Source organism: Sphingobacterium sp. UBA1897, assembly GCF_002337775.1.
Classification (GTDB): Bacteria; Bacteroidota; Bacteroidia; order Sphingobacteriales; family Sphingobacteriaceae; genus Sphingobacterium; species Sphingobacterium siyangense.
Genome location: NZ_DDGR01000018.1, coordinates 243,342 through 261,260, shown reverse-complemented (window position 1 = coordinate 261,260; position 17,919 = coordinate 243,342). Strand labels below are relative to the sequence as shown.

Below are 17,919 nucleotides of genomic sequence, written 5' to 3'. Positions count from 1 at the left end.
AAGAATATATCTATTTTACCGCGTCAAAGATACGAAAAACGAGAAAACTCAGACAGTCATTAACATTCCGGCAAACTCAATGGAATATTGACGGCAAGTCCACCGTCTGCTGTTTCTTTATATTTAGCATTCATATCCAAAGCGGTCTCCCACATCGTCTTAACCACAGTATCCAGGCTCACTTTTGCCTTATCTGGGTTCGATTGCAGTGCTAACTGCGCAGCAGTAATTGCCTTAATGGCTCCCATAGTATTACGCTCAATACATGGAATCTGAACCAATCCACCAATTGGATCACATGTTAATCCAAGATGATGTTCCATCGCAATCTCGGCAGCCATCAGAACCTGACGCTGCGATCCACCCAACACTTCTGTCAGCGCTCCGGCAGCCATCGCTGAGGAAACGCCAATCTCCGCTTGACAGCCACCCATTGCAGCAGAGATCGTTGCATTTTTCTTAAAGATCGAACCGATTTCAGATGCTGTAAGAATAAATTGGATAATTTTGTTCTCACGCATTCCGTCGTGGAAAGTAATATAATATTGCAATACAGCCGGGATAACGCCCGAAGCTCCATTGGTAGGCGCTGTAACCACGCGTCCGAAAGAGGCGTTTTCTTCATTTACGGCAAGTGCAAAACAACTTACCCAATCAAGAATATATTGGAAGTTTTGGCCGCCCTCACGAATGGCCGCTATCCAGGACTCGTAATCTTGATAACTGCGTCCCTGCATTAATTTCTTATTTAGTTTGGCTGCTCTACGTTCAACATTTAAGCCCCCAGGTAATGTTCCGCCTGTATGACAGCCCCGGTAGATACATTCGTGTATTGTTTTATAAATATTCAATACGCCTGCTACGGTTTCACTTTCTTCACGCCATGCACATTCATTTTCAAGGACCAGCTCAGAGATTTTCAGCCCTGTTTTCATCGTCCAATGCAAGAGTTCGTGTGCAGTATCCACAGGGAATGGAAGATCTACTTCAGACAGGACGCTTTCCGTATCATTTTCTTGGACCACAAAACCGCCACCTATAGAATAATAAGTTTCGGTAATCGCCCTACCACTGGATAGGAAGGCCTGAAAGGTAACGGCATTGGGATGAAAAGGTAAGCTTTCGGCATATAGAAACAGGAGGTCTTCCTGGTAAGAAAAAGGAATCGTCCGTTCGCCAGCGACTTCCAGTTCACCGACCGCCTTGATATGTTCGACTTTGGGTGTCACTCTATTGACATCAAAGGTAACCGGATCATCTCCACTTAGCCCCAGTAGAACAGCAATATCAGTACCGTGCCCGGCACCGGTTTTTGCCAAAGAACCATATAGCAGAATTTTGACTTGTTCGACTTCATGCAATAGGCCTTTTGACTTGAGCACAGCGGTAAATTGCTGGGCTGCACGCCAAGGTCCTAAGGTATGCGAACTCGAGGGGCCGATACCAATCTTAAACATGTCAAAAACGGATATTTGTTCTTTGCTCATAATCTTTTTTATTGCGGTTAGCTGATCAAGCTATTGCTTTTGTGAAAACCGCATCTAAATTAGTACAAATAAAGTACAATGTTACCTGTATTTGCATTATTATCAATTTGAAAACCAAGCTCAGGTTCTTTTAAAAAGTATCCAACAAACATCTTACATTTTTTAGGGAAAAAGTAAGAAATGCTTCCCTATCTTTGTTGGCTATAATTTATAGAATGACGGGAAAAACATATTTATATTCTTTTTTTACCATTGTTATCTGTTTATTTTCGATTAGAACGTATTCCCAACAACTACCTAAGCGGGAGTTTCGTGGAGTGTGGGTTGCAACCATAGGTAATATAGACTGGCCCTCTGTCAAAGCGGGCAATAATGTCGCACTGCAAAAACAGGAGTTTATTGATTTACTGGACCAACACCGCAGCGCGGGGCTGAATGCGATTATTTTGCAGGTGCGTCCTGCTGCCGATGCTTTCTATGCAAAGGGCAGAGAACCCTGGAGTAGATACCTGACCGGAAAACAAGGCCTGCCTCCGTCACCATTTTATGACCCCCTGGAATTTGCGATCACCGAGGCCCACAAAAGAGGGATGGAGCTACATGCCTGGTTCAATCCGTATCGCGCATCAACAACATTAAATCCGGCCCATTTTTCGGATGACCATATTACCAAGCGCCACCCAGAATGGTTCTTCACCTATGCTGGCAAGAAGCTTTTCAACCCAGGTATTCCGGAAGTGCGTAAATATATCATTGATGTGATTATGGATGTAGTCAAAAACTACGATGTAGATGGTATTCATTTCGATGATTACTTTTACCCCTATCCTGATAGCAGAAATACACCGGTACCGGATCAGATTACCTTTGGTCAATATAACAACGGAATCGAGAAAATTGACGACTGGCGACGCAACAATGTCAACGTACTGGTACACGATCTTGGTGTTGCCATCAAAAAGATAAAACCTTATGTAAAATATGGCATTAGCCCCTGTGGCGTATGGGACAACAAAGAAAATAATTCTGCTGGCTCAGATACCCGTGGGCTGAGTGCTTACCGTGAACTATATGCTGATGGTGTAAAATGGATGCAGGAAGGCTGGATAGACTACATCAATCCCCAGATCTACTTTCCTTTCAAAAATCGTGCTGCAGCATATGAGATCTTAGTTGACTGGTGGCAGAAACACACCTATGGCCGTCACTTTTATGTGGGGCATGGGGCTTATCGTGTTACAGAAAATAAAATCGGCTGGACAGACCGCAGCCAAATTCCCAGACAGGTACGCCACTTAAGAGAGGAGCACGATGTGGAGGGAAGTATTTATTTCAGTTCCAAATCACTCACGGACAATCTTGTTGGACTGCAGGATTCCATGCGAAATGATCTGTATCGTACGCCAGCTTTACCCCCTACAATGCCGTGGTTAGATAGTATCCCACCCAATGCACCTTTCGGTCTTCTGATTAAAAATTCGGCCAATGGTAAAATGAACACCTTATTTTGGCAAAAACCAGATGTGGCCACTGATGGGGAGTCTGCTTATGGCTATGTGATCTATCGGTTCAATCTCGATGAAAAAGTGAACATTAAGGATCCTGGAAAAATCATCTTTATCACCTTTGATGGCGATAAGCTTCAATATACCGATGACGATATCAAGCAGCATCAACAGTACAAATATGTCGTTACTGCTATTGATCGCATGAAAAATGAAAGTAAGCCATCAGATAGCAGAAGTGCTAACGAAGAAATTTAGAATTTGACAAAAAAATGCCTCTTCCTAAATGGCTTTGCTAATGCAATGGGACCATTTTCGGAAGAGGCATCCTGTTTGTGTGATTTTATAATACGTTATTTCCCCTGTCCGTATTTAAATTTTTTGTTGATCGTAACCGGAAGTTTTCCTTTCGGCGTATTTTGCCCCAAAATCGTTTTTACTGCTGCTTTCTGCATGAAGGCATCATTTTGATAAGCCAGCAAAATTGTCTTTGCTTTTTTCGTCGCCTCAAAACCATCCAAAGCATAGGCATTGGTAAATAAGGTCAAGATCGATTTTTTCGCAAATTTCTTCATCAAGCTCTGAACATCTTTATTCAATACCATGGTCGGACGTGGACGAAGTCTCGTGTCATGCACGGCGATAATAAATTGTTTATTTTTCTTGATTTCTTTGGTAATACGTTTAATATCATCCTTACTCATGCTGTCTGTGACGAAATACTGTGTTTCATTGGTCAGCGCACTCGCTAATTCATTCTGGAAAGTCTGATTAGCCGTAATTCCGATATTGATAATAGCGGTAGGTAAATCCTTTTTGAATGATTTTATTTTTTCGGTAGAATTTAATGCTGTGATCGCTGCATTTGACAGTTCGTCAATGAGCTGAACCGCTGAGGCACGATGTAAATCATTGTATAGATTCTGTTGTGCTGTGGCCTGATATTTATCTAAACCAAGCCATAATTTGGCGGCCAGCACTCTTTTAACACGCGCATCAATATCTGCCTGTGCTATGCGTCCCTCTTCAATGGCTTTTAGGATCAAGTCGATCGCACGTTTGCTATTCTCCGATACTTCAAGTAAGTCATGTCCTGCGATAATCGCCTGTACGTCGGCTTCTCCATTTGGGAAAAACTTCTTTACGCCTTTCATATCCATTGCATCGGTGACTGCTAGCCCTTTAAAGCCAAGTTCGTTACGTAAAAGGTCCGTAACGACCTTTTTAGAGATGGAAGATGGCATATTAGGTGTATCGTCCAAACTCGGGATATTCATGTGCGCCACCATAACAGCAGGTGCTCCAGCTTTGATAAGTTCTTTGAAAGGATACATTTCCAGGGTATCTAAGCGTTTTTTGTCAAAAGGAAGTTGTGGCAAATCATAATGAGAATCCACATCTGTATCTCCATGACCCGGAAAGTGTTTAATGGAAGCTAATATACCGCCATCCACCATACCGTCCATATACGCTTTTGCTTTCTGGGTTACATTATATTTATTATCACCAAAGGAGCGGATACCAATGACCGGATTTTTAGGGTTATTGTTGATATCCACATCGGGTGCAAAATTGAAATGCATACCTATACGTTGGAAATCTAAGGCAACCTCACGTCCCATGCGATAGATCAACTGATTATCTTGGACGGCTCCTAAAGTCATCTGATAAGGAAAGGACAATGTTGAATCCGGCATACGCATACCTAATCCCCACTCGCCATCAAAAGTCATCATCAAAGGTACTTTGGACAGGGATTGATAGCGATTGAACATATCGACATGACGTACGGGACCGCCCTGAAAAACAACTAGACCACCCAAATGTTCGTCCTGTATCACCTGAGCTACCGAGTCAATATACTTCTGCCCTAGATTGGTGTGTGCTCTAACCAAAAATAACTGAGCGACTTTTTCTTTTGGCGTCAAGGTATTGAATACCGCATCGACCCATTCATGCTGCGAGTTGATGTATTTCACAAAATCTTTTTTGTCCTGAGCTTTCAAAAAAGAAATTGTGCCGACTAATGCCAATATTCCCAGACCGAGTTTTTTGAACATAAATTAGTTTGTATAATGTATTTAAAATAGAACCACTAAGAACGTTATTATTTTGGACAATATGAAATTGTTTTTGCAACAATTTCATATAAACATGCACAAAACAGCATTTCAATACAACGCACAAGGGGTACTGAAGACTTGTATATTTGAGAAAATAAACTTGAGACCCGAGAGATCTATTGTTTTACATCAAGCGAGGTAAACCGGGGTAGCAAGCCAGGGACTCTTTCAATGTTTGTTCGGAGCTCCTTCGGTGCTTCTTCGGTACTTGTTCGGAGCTCCTTCGGTGCTTCTTCGGTTGCAACCGAAGAAAATACGACTAAGTACCGTTTTATCTTCGCAGAAATAACGTCTTATCGCCGAAGTTGGTATCCACTATGAACAGCTTATTTTGCGACCTATAACGTGTCTACCAGGCCACATTTATTTTCATGAGCAGCGATACATTAAGACCGAAACAGGTTGCAGGAAATAGAATAATTTAAGCACGAACTCTAAATCAGATGATACTTTTTCTCGAGAAAGAGTGTCAACTCCATGGTATTTTCGAGTTCTCCAATGGCCTCTTTTTTCCATAGGGTATCTATGATCAGCAATAAGAATTCTGTCTCAAACTCAGGACTCTCATAGCCCAGCTCTTTAAAAGCACGATGAATAATAGGCTGAACAGGTTTCATAAATTGTTCATGCTGCTGTTTGGAAAACGGGTGATGAGACAAACGCTCCTGCAATCTCCAGAATATGGGTTCTGCACTGACCAACTTGCCCGGGAGGTTTATCATCGTACGCAGAAATTCCTTCGGTTCACGATAAGTCATCATACCCCGGTGATGCGTAAGAACCTTACGATAACCTGATTTAATCAGATAAACCAACAGAGCGTCTTTATTCCCAAAATGTTTAAAGATTAATGCTTCGGAGACTCCTGCATTTTGGGCAATCGTTTTGGTAGAGGTATTCGTATAGCCTTGATCTGAAAAAAGCAACAATGCTTCTTTCATAATACGCTCTTTTCTACTCAAAACACTTTCTTTCATCTTTTATTTTTTTAATCTATATCCGTATATCACTAGATCGTTATACGGATTTGTTCAGTTGATTTTATAATTCTACTGCAAATATATCTAATCTTTCCATTCACTTGGGGTTATTGTAACTAAAATGATAATAATTCGTAACAAATAGTGCCATATTTTTGGGAAATAAAATTATATAACCGTCAACAACACATTAAAACACATTTGTACCTCGACCGATGAAGACCAAACTTTGGACCATTTTGATCTTTTCTATCTGCTTATTATTGGGTACAAACGGGCAAGCCCAACAGTATATTACGGGCAAGTTGCTCGATAATACGACTTCGCAGCCTATCAGAGGTGCAAGCATCACCATTATCGCGGTAAAAGATTCCAGTAAAGTACAGGTTCCTACAGATATTTTGGGCAGGTTCAGCAGTAGCACACTTCCCAATGGAGATTATCTGGTCAGTACACAGCCGATGGGCTACAGCATGGATCTTCGGCGTGTAAAACTAATCGGCCAAACAATCGATCTAACGTTCAAACTCACTAATGCCGAAATTGTACTGGATGAAATTAACATTTCTTCGAGCAGTATACAGGTTAAAGGGGATACACTTGAATTTGACACCAAGAAATATGTCACACAGGATTTTGCAGATGCCGACGAATTGGTCAAACAGATTCCCGGTGTTGAAATTGATGACGATGGCAATGTAAAAGCACAGGGAGAACCTGTCAATAAGATTATTATTGACGGTAGGGAGTTTTTTAGCACCGATCCGAAGGTTGCCTTAAAAAACCTTCCGGCCGATGTGATTGCTAAGATCCAGATTATCGATGACAAAACTGAGCAGGCCAAATTTAGTGGTTTTGACGATGGAAAACGTATGAAAGTGATCAATATCGTCACCAAGCCCGAGAAAAGAAAATCATATTTTGGCAAGCTCTCTGGAGGAGTGGGTCCCGACCAGAAATATGCTATAAATACCCAGGTGACCAAAATGAATCCCAAACGTCAGTATGCTATCGACATCAATACCAACAATGTCAATCAGCCCAACGGCTTTGCTCCACGTGGAAACACAAGAGGACGTACCGGACAGGGAGTGACAACTCGCTTCAACGCCGGGTTCAACTATTTGGATCGTTTTTTCGATGACCGAATGGATTTCAATGCGAATTACACGTACAACTACACGGACAATAATATCCTCAGCCAAAGTAAAACAGAATATACGGCAGGCAACCGGGCCAACCAAATCAACAATCAGGATCAATTAAACAGCACTTACAGCAACAATCATGCACTCTCTATCCGCGCAAACTGGAAGATAGATTCTATTCAGAAACTTGACTTTCAACCTAATTTTTCCTATCAGAATAATGACAGGAATACAAGTTCTACAGGCAATACGTTATTAAATCTTACAGAAATACTTAATAGCTCTGATCGTAGGAACAACAGTTTTGGAGAAAATTTCAACTGGGGAGGAGACCTCACTTACATGCGGAGACTCAACAAACCGGGGCGCACGATCAGTTTTAATTTCAATGGTTCATTTAACAGCAACAAGAGCCATGCTGAAAATTTTGCACTGAATTCCTATTATAAAGACGGGCTATTTAACCGGGTCGATACCGTCAACAACAGGAATTACTCCATTGGTGATAATAATGGTTTTCGCTCAAAGATAGCTTATACCGAGATGTTCGGTACGTATTCACGGCTGCAAGGGAATTATACTTTTCGGAATACGGCGCGCTACTCGGACCGCAAGACCTATGAATTTCTGGTCGAAACAGGTCAGCTAGGTGAATTAAAAAACCGTCTTTCCAATGAATTTCGTAATGATTTTGTTTACCATAGCGGTGGAGTATCCTACTTATTTAACAAAAAAGACAGTATAAGATTTCAGATTGGCTTAGATTATCAGACGGCTTCCCAAGTCAATGATAAATTGTTTCCCATTACACTGACCACAAAAAGCCACTTCAATAGTTTGCTGCCCAATCTAAACTTCCAGTATAATTTCAATAAAGACACGCGGGTTGAGTTTCGGTATAATGCAAAGACGAACACTCCTTCTATCGAGCAATTACAGGATTTTATAGACAATCAAAACCCACTACGCATTAGCTCGGGGAATCCGGATCTAAAGCAAGAATATGACCACAACCTTGTGGTACAATTTAGATCAATCAATAAAGGTTCGGGCAGAAGTTTTACCTCCGACTTTACAGCAGATTTTATTGAGCATAAAATCTCCAATACCATTTTCACCACAGATTCAGCCTTTACGATCACAGCGGATGTTATACTCGGGCCGGGGGGGCAATACATCAGGCCTGAAAATTTCAATGGTGTCTATAACCTCAAATGGCAAAATAGCCTTGGATACCGCTTTGAACCATTGAAACTTAATTTCAACCTAAACAATAACCTCTATTTCAACCAGAATTACACCTTATTGAATCTCGAAAAGGTCAATGCGCAAACCTACGGCCTAAGTCAACGGGTCGGTGTAAACACGGCATTCAGCAAGGATATCATCATCGGATTGGATTACAATGGAAACATCGCCTTTTCCAAGAACTCCGCAAGCGAGAAATCGAATTATTCGGTCTATAAACATACCATTGGCAATTCCATTGCATTGACCTTGTTAAAAACATGGACGCTCAATTCAACATTCAACTACCTTTACAATGGCAGCATTCTGAATTCACCAAGTACAACAAGTTTGTTATGGAATGTCTCTATAGGCAAGAAATTGTTCAAGCGTAGGAATGCCGAAATCAATCTCACGGTTTTTGATCTATTTAATGACAATAAAAACATCAATCAGCAGGTCAGTGATCTTTGGGTACGAGTTTCGCAATCCAACGCCATAACGCGCTATGCCATATTAAGTTTTACCTACCATATCCGGGGACTTGGCGGAAAAGGAGAAATGAAAACCCGTCGTTAATATGCACCATCATCGCCAATCCACGTGGAACACCTCTCAATCGACGGTAAGCATGTAGCCCACTCCTCTGACATTGATAATCTTGATGCGATCATCCTGACTGAGGTATTTCCGGATACGGCTGATGAACACATCCAGACTCCGTCCCGTGAAATACTTATCATGGCTCCAATAGGCTCGCATGATATCCTCCCGCGGTATGACTTTATCTTTTTGTTCATACAGTTTCCGCAGCAGTTCACTTTCGCGGAAAGACAGCTTAAGTACCTCACCCTGATAAGTCAACTGATGTTTTAAGCTATCGAGGCTATAGTCTCCTATCATCAGCTTTTGGCCGAATAACATCTTAGGACTATTTTTCAACAAGGATTCTATCCGCACAACGAGCTCTTCAATCTTAAACGGCTTTTTGACATAATCGTCCCCGCCCAAACGAAATCCCCTCACAACATCCTCTGTCTGCACTTTGGCTGTCAAGAAGATAATGGGCACCTGCGTATCTGATTCGCGTATTTTTGTCGCCAATGTAAAGCCATCCATGACGGGCATCATGACATCGACGACCAAAATATCTGGCCGAGCCGCGGTAAATGCTTCCAAAGCTTCGTGACCATTACTGCAATGGGTAACATGAAATCCATTAGCTTCCAGGCTATCGGCAACGATCATTCCGAGACTTGGCTCGTCTTCTACATATAAAATTTCAATCATAGGGTTGTCATTCAATCAAAATATATTTCGGCCTTGTTTCAAAGACATCTTTCGGATAAATCAGCCTATTTACTGCGCTATAAAAAGCCCTATTTCCGCTCAGAAAAATAAACAATGCTGTTTATTCGTACGGTAATCGGATATTAAAGGTACTTCCTTTTTCCAGCTCACTATCGACGGTAATCTTGCCATCGTGCCTTTTTACCACCTGCTTGACATAAGCAAGCCCCAAACCAAAGCCCTTTACATCGTGCAGATTACCAGAAGGAACCCGAAAGAACATATCAAAAATCTGATTATGGTATTCTGAAGGAATTCCCTTACCATTATCTGTAATACGAATATGGACATTTTCTTTCATTTCCTTCACTTCCACTTCAATATAAACCTGCTGTCCAGCGTATTTTATCGCATTTTCCAATAAATTATTGATCACATTCTTTAGATGGGCTTCGTCGCCATTGATCCGTATTTCACTTGGAACAGCAATAAGCTTAAAGTCCACTTGCTTAATTTTATTCAGCTGAGCAACTTCAATGGCTCCCTTCACCATGGCGACAAGATCGAAGTCAGTACGTTGCAAAACAATGCCCCTTGTTGCATCGATATCCATTTGAAGTACTTTTTCAATCATATTGGATAGATGTTCCAGTTCTTTTTTGGAGATATTCAGATAGCGATTCATCTTTTCCCTATCATCCTGTACACCATACAACTGTATCGCTTCTATGGCTGCCATGACTGTAGATACCGGTGTTTTGAGTTCATGTGTCATGTTATCAACGAAGTTCTTACGCAGCTCGGCCATCTTATTTTGGTTGAGAATGGTTTTCATCAAATAGAAGAACGTCCCGAGCAGCAGTCCAATCAAGAGCAGTGAGATGAGCAGCTGCCAGCTTAAGCTATACAGCAGATACTTCCAATCCTCCTGAAACTTGATCACAAGAAATTCATTTTTTAATGGGTTGACCATCATGGGCCTTGTCCAAGCAAGATTTGCTTCGCGGTACTTACGGCGCGCATCTTTGATTTGATCGTGTGGAATCGTGACAATAGCCATTTCAAATGGTACTGAAATGCTCTTATTGTTCAGGGATTCTTTAAACTTTCTTTCGATTAAATTCAGATTGGCTTTGTTCATCTCAAAGTCGCGGAACAGAAAGGGCGGAACAATTGCGCCTTGCCCTTCCCGGTCTTTGGGAAACATTTTCTCCCGTCTGTTGTGGCTCTCGCGATCAAATCGCTCGTTTTTAGGTAGTTCGGTATTTACACGTTGTAAAGCCTTATCCAGTTCAGCAACGGGTACTAAGGTTGAAAGCTCGCGTTTTACATCTTGCAGGAGGCGATTCCGATCAGCCTCCGGGCCATCTAACTGCCGATCACCATTGCGCGCTTGGTATGCCTCCTGGACCGCATTGAAGAGCGAACGCTCAGCGGTAGAAAGAAACAGGTCGCGGCGATTTGTATAACTTCCATAAAGCCAAATCCCCAGTACTACAGTAATTCCTGCCCCTATTAAAACGATCAAACTGATCAGTAATTTAAATCTTCTACCCATAACTAAAACAAATTTAAATTACTAGATTTGCAATCGCTGTGGTAATTAACCATATTTAACAAAATATAACACTGATTAACAGTTCGCATTGATTACTTTTGCACTATTCAAAAATTAATATGATTAAAGACTTTAAGAGACGTAGTATTCAACTTTTACTTCCACTTTTTACATTGGCCGCTTTTGTTGGTTGTAATAAAGACATTTCGCTCTCATTGGATAGTTCAAGAGATGAAACAATCGGTTTAGTACCAATTGATACGGTTTCCGCCAAAGTTTCGACTTATCAATTGGACGATATTCCGACTTCCTCTACTGGAACAATGCTCGTTGGAAAGAATAGCAATGCTGTTACGGGCAGCATGAAGTCTACAGCCTATATGCGACTCGGAGTAGGAACGATAAGTAATGCTTCTATTCCAGATGACGCGACCTTGGATTCGGTGACTTTGGTATTAACACCAAACAAATACTCTTACGGTGATACAACGAAAGTACAAAAGATATCGGTACACCGTGTTACGGAAGAAATTACACAAACACAGATTGATTTAACCAAACCTGCTGATGAACGTCCTGTTTTTGTCACTTCAGCGGCAATCTTCAGTAAACAAAAGTTTGCCTATGAAAATACGCCATTGGCAGAACTTTCCTTTAAACCACGTATACAATCAGCAGATTCATTATTCTTTAGATTCAACAGTACCATTAGCAATGAGCTATTTACGATGATCAAAAATAATGACAACCGGATTCAGAACAGCACAAGCTTCCAAGAGTATTTCAAAGGATTGGCACTTGTTCCTGACAACGGCAACACGGCTTTGATCGGTTTTAAAGACACCGTATTTCTACAAGTTCACTATTCATTCCTGAATAATGAAGGAACGAAATCTGTTGGAAAGCAATATTTTTCCATTGACAACAAGGCCTATCAGTACAATCAGATTGAAGCAGATCGCTCTGCAACAAAGTTTGCGCCAATGAGTTTAAAAAATCCTCAAATTGCGAGTCAACAAACTGATGGAAATGTATTCTTAGAGGGTTCAACGGGTATTGTAGCAAAAATTGAGTTTCCAACGTTATTAGAATTGGTGAACAATCCATCAATTGCGGTGAACAAAGCTGAACTCGTCATTGAAGTCCCTAATGGAGCTTCCTCGATTTTTGATCAGCCTCAGAGTTTGGTCTTAATGGTGGCAAGTAATAATGGAAATCCGATTAGTTTGGTAACTTCACCTTATTCGACAACAACACAACAAGCAACATTAGTGCGTGGAAATGATTTTGGCTCGAATGGAACATATACATTCAATCTGATTGAATATTTAACAAAAATTAAAACAACAGCATACAATAATACTTCATTATATCTATCTTTACCGACATCGGGTTTGTTTTCAACTGGAAATAGGTTAATATTGGCAAAAGATAATGAGAATGATCCGAAAATTAAATTAAACATCCTTTATACTAAATTTCAATAATTTATGAACAAGAAAAATTGGCTACTCGTTTTATTAGCTTTTGTATTTACAGTTACAACTTTCTCTTCTTGTAAAAAAAGTGACGACAGCTCAACCAAATCAGACGAATGGTTTGCAAAAGCTGCTTTTAAAGGCCCACAAACTTCATCTGCTGCTAGCTTTTTGATAAATAATGTTGCATATGTCACTACTGGTCTAGCAAGTAATGCTGGTGGTAAGCCTTTCCGTGTGAAAGACACGTATGCGTATGATGCAGCATCAGATACTTGGGCTGAAAAAGCGCCTTTCACAGGTGTTGAGAGAAACGGTGCCATCGGTTTTTCCATTGGTAATATCGGTTATGTTGGTGGTGGAAATGACGGAACAAACAACCTAACAGATTTCTACAAATTTGACCCTACAGGTAATAACGGAAAAGGCACTTGGTCAAGCATTGCCCCACTTCCGATTGCTTTGTCTAATGCAGTCGCTTTTACTTTAAACGGTGCGGCTTATGTTGGAACAGGTGAAACTGTCGTTAGTGGTGGAACAACCAATACCAATGAGTTCTACAAATATGATCCTACTGCTAATACTTGGCAAGCAATCAGTGATGCGCCATTTTCTGCGAAAAGAAAAGCAGCATTCTCTTTTGTTGTCAATAATGTAGCTTACGTAGGTGGCGGTATCTCTAACGGTTCTTACCCAAAAGATTTCTATAAATTTGATGGTAGCAAATGGACTAAATTGAACGATCTAAACAGAGCAGATGATTCATATACTTACGATTTGACTCGTTCAAATGCTTCTGCTTTCGCAATCAATGGTACTCCATTCGTTGTTGGTGGTTACAAAAATGCGGTTATCAACAGCACTTGGAAATATAATATTTCTGGTGACTACTGGACAAATGACAACGGTGCTTTCGCTGGTTCAGCACGCCAAGATGCTATTGGTTTCTCTGTATTAAACAACGGTTATATCACAACTGGACTTAATGGTTCATCTCGTTTTGACGATACTTGGATGTTTACTCCGATTTATTAATCGAAATAAAATCAATATAAAGAAAGGAATGAAGTTTGAAACTTCATTCCTTTTTTTTGCTTCAAATATTGTGTTTCTATTGGTTAAAAAAGGATTTCTAGCTCTCTTTTATGGCTGTCCGCTATAGCGAAATCACTCATCAATAATAGCATATATCCGGCTATTATTTACTAATATAGGGCAACTCTCTTGTTCTTCATTAATTGAGGTATACCTGACGAGAGATTTGCTCGTCATAATGTTTCATTCTCTCCATGCAGTTTTAAAAGCTTCCGATACAGTTTTAAAAGCGATCTGTCTCAGCCCCGGGCCGTCATTATAGAAAAGATGGAATTGAAAACCTCACACAATAACATCCATACTTCAAAGAAGAATGGGGGCGCAATAAAAAACCTTGTCAGATAATTCTGACAAGGTTTCCATTTTATTCGAATGTGCAATACTGTCGCCCTCACAAAGAAGGATCAAGATCTGAAGTTCGTTTATTTTTCAACTGTCTTGATCTCGAATAATGTATTCCATAACTTCCCTGTTATAAAGAGACGCTTTCCAGCTTGGTCGTAAGCAATTCCATTCAATTCATTGTCATAAGCGGAAGTATGCTCATAGATACCCACAAGATTAATCCGTCCTTCTACCGCTCCTGTTTGCGGATTGATTATAACAATAACATCTTTTTGATAGACATTTGCGTAGACTTTGCCGTCTATATATTCCAGTTCATTAAGTTCATCCACTGGTCCAGCTTCATCGTAAACTCCGATAGCATTTAGCTCCTTACCGGTCGTTGCATCTAAAAAGAACAATTTATTGGATCCATCAGATTTTATCAAATGCTGCCCGTCGTAGGTCAAACCCCAACCTTCTTTACTATTTTCATATTTAAAGGAACTTTCCTTTACAAAAGAGTTTTTATCAAAGACATATCCTTCTCCTTGTTGCCACGTTAACATAAATAACTTATTACCTACCAATGTCATTCCTTCGGCAAAAGTCTTTTCATCAAATTTGATTTCCTTGAGTACTTTACCTGTTTTTAGGTCGACCTTTCTCAAGTTTGACTCACCATAACGGCCATTAGATTCGTAGAGAATACCATCAGCAAACTGTAGCCCTTGTGTAAAAGCTGTCGTATCGTGCGGGTATTTGTTGACAACCTCAAAACCATAGTTCTTCGCATTTTCAGGTACAACATAAAATGTACTTGAAACAGAATCGGGTTTTCCAGCATTGTATACCAAGGCGGAAATATTACGTGTACCATAGGCCATGTCTTTGGTATCTACCGTAATTGCCGTAGTATCAGTTGATGACCCCACATGTTTATCATCGACAAAATAAGCGACAGAGTCCATTGATACTGATTCAAATTTCAATTTCAACTGGACTTGAGCACCTTTTAAAACAGCTTGATTTGCTCCAGGGGAAGCAAATTCCAAACTTGATTTTTTTGACTTACAAGAAGCAAAAGCTAGCGCTGCAATTGCCATAAAATAAGTGATTTTTCTCATCTATGTATAATTATTTATAAGTACGTATCCTTAGCTATCCCAAAACGCATCTTTGATATGGTTGAGTACTGTTTTGGGGGATCTTGTTATTGCGACAACATCAAATCTGACTTCACCGACATAACCTGTTTTAAGGATATAAGCCTGTGCTGCACGAATCAGTAGTCGCTGTTTTTTGCGATCTACAAATTCGTAGGGTTCGCCGAAATCCGTTCCCGACCGTGTTTTTACTTCAACGAATACCAAGGTATCCCTGTCCACGACAATCAAATCTACTTCTAAATTCTTAAATCGCCAATTTCTTAACACTATTTTATAGCCTTGCTCCACGAGGTATTCCATGGCCATTTGCTCACCCCATTCGCCCGTTTCAAGATGCTTGGCCATATCAAGTATTACTTAACAATCGTATTTCCCAGAAAGCCTCCCAAGAGCCGTTCGGCTTCTTTAAGTTTCTGATATTTAAAAATAAGGACGTCTAGGTTTGCCACATCTTGTTCATGTTTCATTTCTTCACGAATATGATGCATTTCCGCCTCAATCTTACGTTTCTTAATCCGATAGATCGCTGTAACAACAAGTTGTTTTAAATGCTCATATTCTTGCGTTACATAAATTTTACGCTTATCGTCATTCCAATTTTCGCTGAGTGAATATTTGCTGGCAACACTATTAATCGCCAAATCGGATATGGTTGTATCCGAATTCGAATAAAATTGCTTGGCATCTGGAATTTCGTAGTTTTCTGCAGCATCTCTATAGACTTTTAAAATATAGGCCGCAGCTTTATCCTTAAATTCTATGTCGCTGATATTTCCCAGTAGCAGTCCTGCAACGGGAATATCCCCATCACCTTCCCAGGTTGCCAGATAATCCCCATAGTTGATTAGAATACGGACAATCTCTCGTTCCTGAAGAATTTCCGAAGTCAGTTGTACCGGTTGTTCGACATTCGCCATAGGAGCTACTCCCCCTCTTTCATCATCTGTCATGAAGAAATCCGGGGGTGGACCATCCATCCCAAAAGGTGGCATCCCTGCATTAGGCGGTGGGCTCTGGGGTTTACGAGCAGCATCCTTATCCGCCTTCTTTGCCCTATTGAGCCTAATCTTGTTGAGTTCTGCCAATAAAATGCGTTCTTCTATATCCAAAAGGCTGCTACATTCCCGGATAAAAACAGAAACCTTAATTTCATCGGGAATCAATGCAATACTCTCGACGACATCACGGATTACCGAAGCCCTTTTTATTGGATCGTTATTGGCATCGCGAAGCAGAATATTCGTTTTGTAGAAAATAAAGTCCTGCTGATTGGATTTGACATAATCTTTAAAAGCCGTGGCACCAAACTTTTGAACATAAGAGTCGGGGTCATTACCGTCGGGAAAAAGCAGCACTTTAACGTTTAAGCCTTCTTCGAGCAGCATATCTGTACCGCGTAGGGAGGCTTTGATCCCTGCTTCATCCCCATCATAAAGTATGGTCACATTCTTTGTGAATCTGGAAATAAGCTTGATCTGACCTGTTGTCAAAGACGTTCCCGAGGAGGAAACAACATTTTCGACTCCAGCTTGATGTACCGAAAGAACATCGGCATAGCCCTCTACCAAGTAGCAATTATCCTCTTCCATAATTGCTTTTTTGGCAAAATTCAATCCATACAGCACATCGGATTTATGGTAGATTTCGCTTTCGGGAGAGTTTACATATTTGGCGACCTTTTTATCCGTCTTTAGTGTCCGACCACCAAAGCCAATTACACGCCCTGTCAGGTTATGAATCGGAAACATGACCCGGCCACGGAAACGATCATATAAAGATTTATCATCACGTTCAATAGCCAAACCACTTGCAGCCAAATAATCTGGGTGAAAACCAGCTACCTGTGCTTTATCGACCAATGCAGTCCATTCTTCAGGCGAATAGCCCAATTCAAATTTTTTGATGATATCTTCTCGGTAGCCACGCTCCTTGAAATAGTTGAGTCCGATGACTTGACCCATTTCAGTTTTCCAGAGTTGTTCGGCAAAGAATTTACTGGCCCAAGCACTTAGGACATATAGACTTTCCCGTTTATCCTGCGCAGCAAGCTGGGCAGGAGAACGCTCGATTTCTTCAATTTGAATCGAATATTTATCGGCTAAATAACGGATCGCTTCCGGGTAAGAGAACTTTTCCAGTTCCATGACGAATTTAAGGGAATCTCCACCAACACCACAACCAAAACACTTATAAATACCCTTTGCAACTGAAACGTGGAAGGAAGGCGTCTTTTCATGGTGAAAAGGACAATTTCCAATCAGAGAAGTTCCCCGTTTCTTTAAATCAACGAAGTCCCCCACCACCTCTTCTATCCGTGCTGTTTCCAGTACTTTATCAATAACTTCCTGCTTTATCAAACCGTTTCTTTTTTAATGTAAAATTAGAATAAATCTTTTGCATCTCCACTACGAAATGCCTTCTTTAATGGCATTGCAGAAGGGCAATGAAACAAATAGAAGGAAAAACAATGGATGAGCCAGTTCGCCTAAATAAATTGTTTTGATATGCTGTGCTTTGTATTGCATATCAAAAGCA

At 40.7% G+C, this 17,919-nt stretch carries 12 protein-coding genes; 4 read left to right on the top strand and 8 right to left on the bottom strand.

The window, feature by feature from the left end; all coding sequences use genetic code 11:
- Positions 1-59 precede the first annotated feature (59 nt).
- Positions 60-1,487, bottom strand: a complete 1,428-nt coding sequence (locus B4N43_RS09405; RefSeq protein WP_075994516.1) for an L-serine ammonia-lyase — start codon at positions 1,485-1,487, stop codon at positions 60-62.
- Between the two features lie 215 nt (positions 1,488-1,702).
- Here B4N43_RS09405 and B4N43_RS09400 point away from each other — a divergent pair, with 215 nt between their 5' ends.
- Positions 1,703-3,250, top strand: a complete 1,548-nt coding sequence (locus B4N43_RS09400) for a glycoside hydrolase family 10 protein (protein ID WP_286734327.1) — start codon at positions 1,703-1,705, stop codon at positions 3,248-3,250.
- Between the two features lie 95 nt (positions 3,251-3,345).
- Here B4N43_RS09400 and B4N43_RS09395 read toward each other — a convergent pair whose 3' ends face one another.
- Both B4N43_RS09395 and B4N43_RS09390 read right to left on the bottom strand, forming a co-directional pair.
- Entirely contained in the window at positions 3,346-5,052 is a 1,707-nt protein-coding gene (locus B4N43_RS09395) for a glycoside hydrolase family 3 protein (protein WP_248932701.1), read from the bottom strand.
- 497 nt (positions 5,053-5,549) lie between these two features.
- Entirely contained in the window at positions 5,550-6,092 is a 543-nt protein-coding gene (locus tag B4N43_RS09390) for a TetR/AcrR family transcriptional regulator (protein WP_075994519.1), read from the bottom strand.
- A 218-nt stretch (positions 6,093-6,310) separates the two neighbouring features.
- Here B4N43_RS09390 and B4N43_RS09385 point away from each other — a divergent pair, with 218 nt between their 5' ends.
- The gene (locus tag B4N43_RS09385; protein WP_075994520.1) at positions 6,311-9,049 is read left to right on the top strand and encodes an outer membrane beta-barrel protein; all 2,739 of its coding nucleotides are present in this window, start codon (positions 6,311-6,313) and stop codon (positions 9,047-9,049) included.
- Positions 9,050-9,085: 36 nt separating this feature from the next.
- Here the strand turns inward: B4N43_RS09385 and B4N43_RS09380 are convergent, their stop codons facing one another.
- Both B4N43_RS09380 and B4N43_RS09375 read right to left on the bottom strand, forming a co-directional pair.
- A complete protein-coding gene (locus tag B4N43_RS09380) occupies positions 9,086-9,760 on the bottom strand; it encodes a response regulator transcription factor (protein WP_075994521.1) in 675 nt (224 codons plus the stop codon).
- 121 nt (positions 9,761-9,881) lie between these two features.
- Positions 9,882-11,318, bottom strand: coding sequence for a sensor histidine kinase (locus B4N43_RS09375; protein ID WP_286734322.1), 1,437 nt, complete (start codon positions 11,316-11,318; stop codon positions 9,882-9,884).
- Between the two features lie 119 nt (positions 11,319-11,437).
- Here B4N43_RS09375 and B4N43_RS09370 point away from each other — a divergent pair, with 119 nt between their 5' ends.
- Positions 11,438-12,805 carry a DUF4270 family protein gene (locus tag B4N43_RS09370; RefSeq protein WP_286734321.1) on the top strand — a complete coding sequence of 456 codons (1,368 nt, stop codon included), beginning with the start codon at positions 11,438-11,440 and terminating at the stop codon, positions 12,803-12,805.
- A gap of 3 nt (positions 12,806-12,808) precedes the next feature.
- On the top strand, positions 12,809-13,831 hold the full coding sequence (locus tag B4N43_RS09365) for a Kelch repeat-containing protein (protein ID WP_286734320.1): 1,023 nt from the start codon (positions 12,809-12,811) through the stop codon (positions 13,829-13,831).
- Between the two features lie 482 nt (positions 13,832-14,313).
- Here the strand turns inward: B4N43_RS09365 and B4N43_RS09360 are convergent, their stop codons facing one another.
- The 3 genes from B4N43_RS09360 to dnaG are packed head-to-tail and all read right to left on the bottom strand — an operon-like array spanning position 14,314 to position 17,741.
- Positions 14,314-15,342, bottom strand: coding sequence for a glutaminyl-peptide cyclotransferase (locus tag B4N43_RS09360; protein WP_075994525.1), 1,029 nt, complete (start codon positions 15,340-15,342; stop codon positions 14,314-14,316).
- Positions 15,343-15,372: 30 nt separating this feature from the next.
- The gene (locus B4N43_RS09355; protein WP_145330336.1) at positions 15,373-15,729 is read right to left on the bottom strand and encodes a YraN family protein; all 357 of its coding nucleotides are present in this window, start codon (positions 15,727-15,729) and stop codon (positions 15,373-15,375) included.
- Positions 15,730-15,737: 8 nt separating this feature from the next.
- Entirely contained in the window at positions 15,738-17,741 is a 2,004-nt protein-coding gene (gene dnaG, locus B4N43_RS09350) for a DNA primase (protein WP_286734317.1), read from the bottom strand.
- Positions 17,742-17,919: the final 178 nt, after the last annotated feature.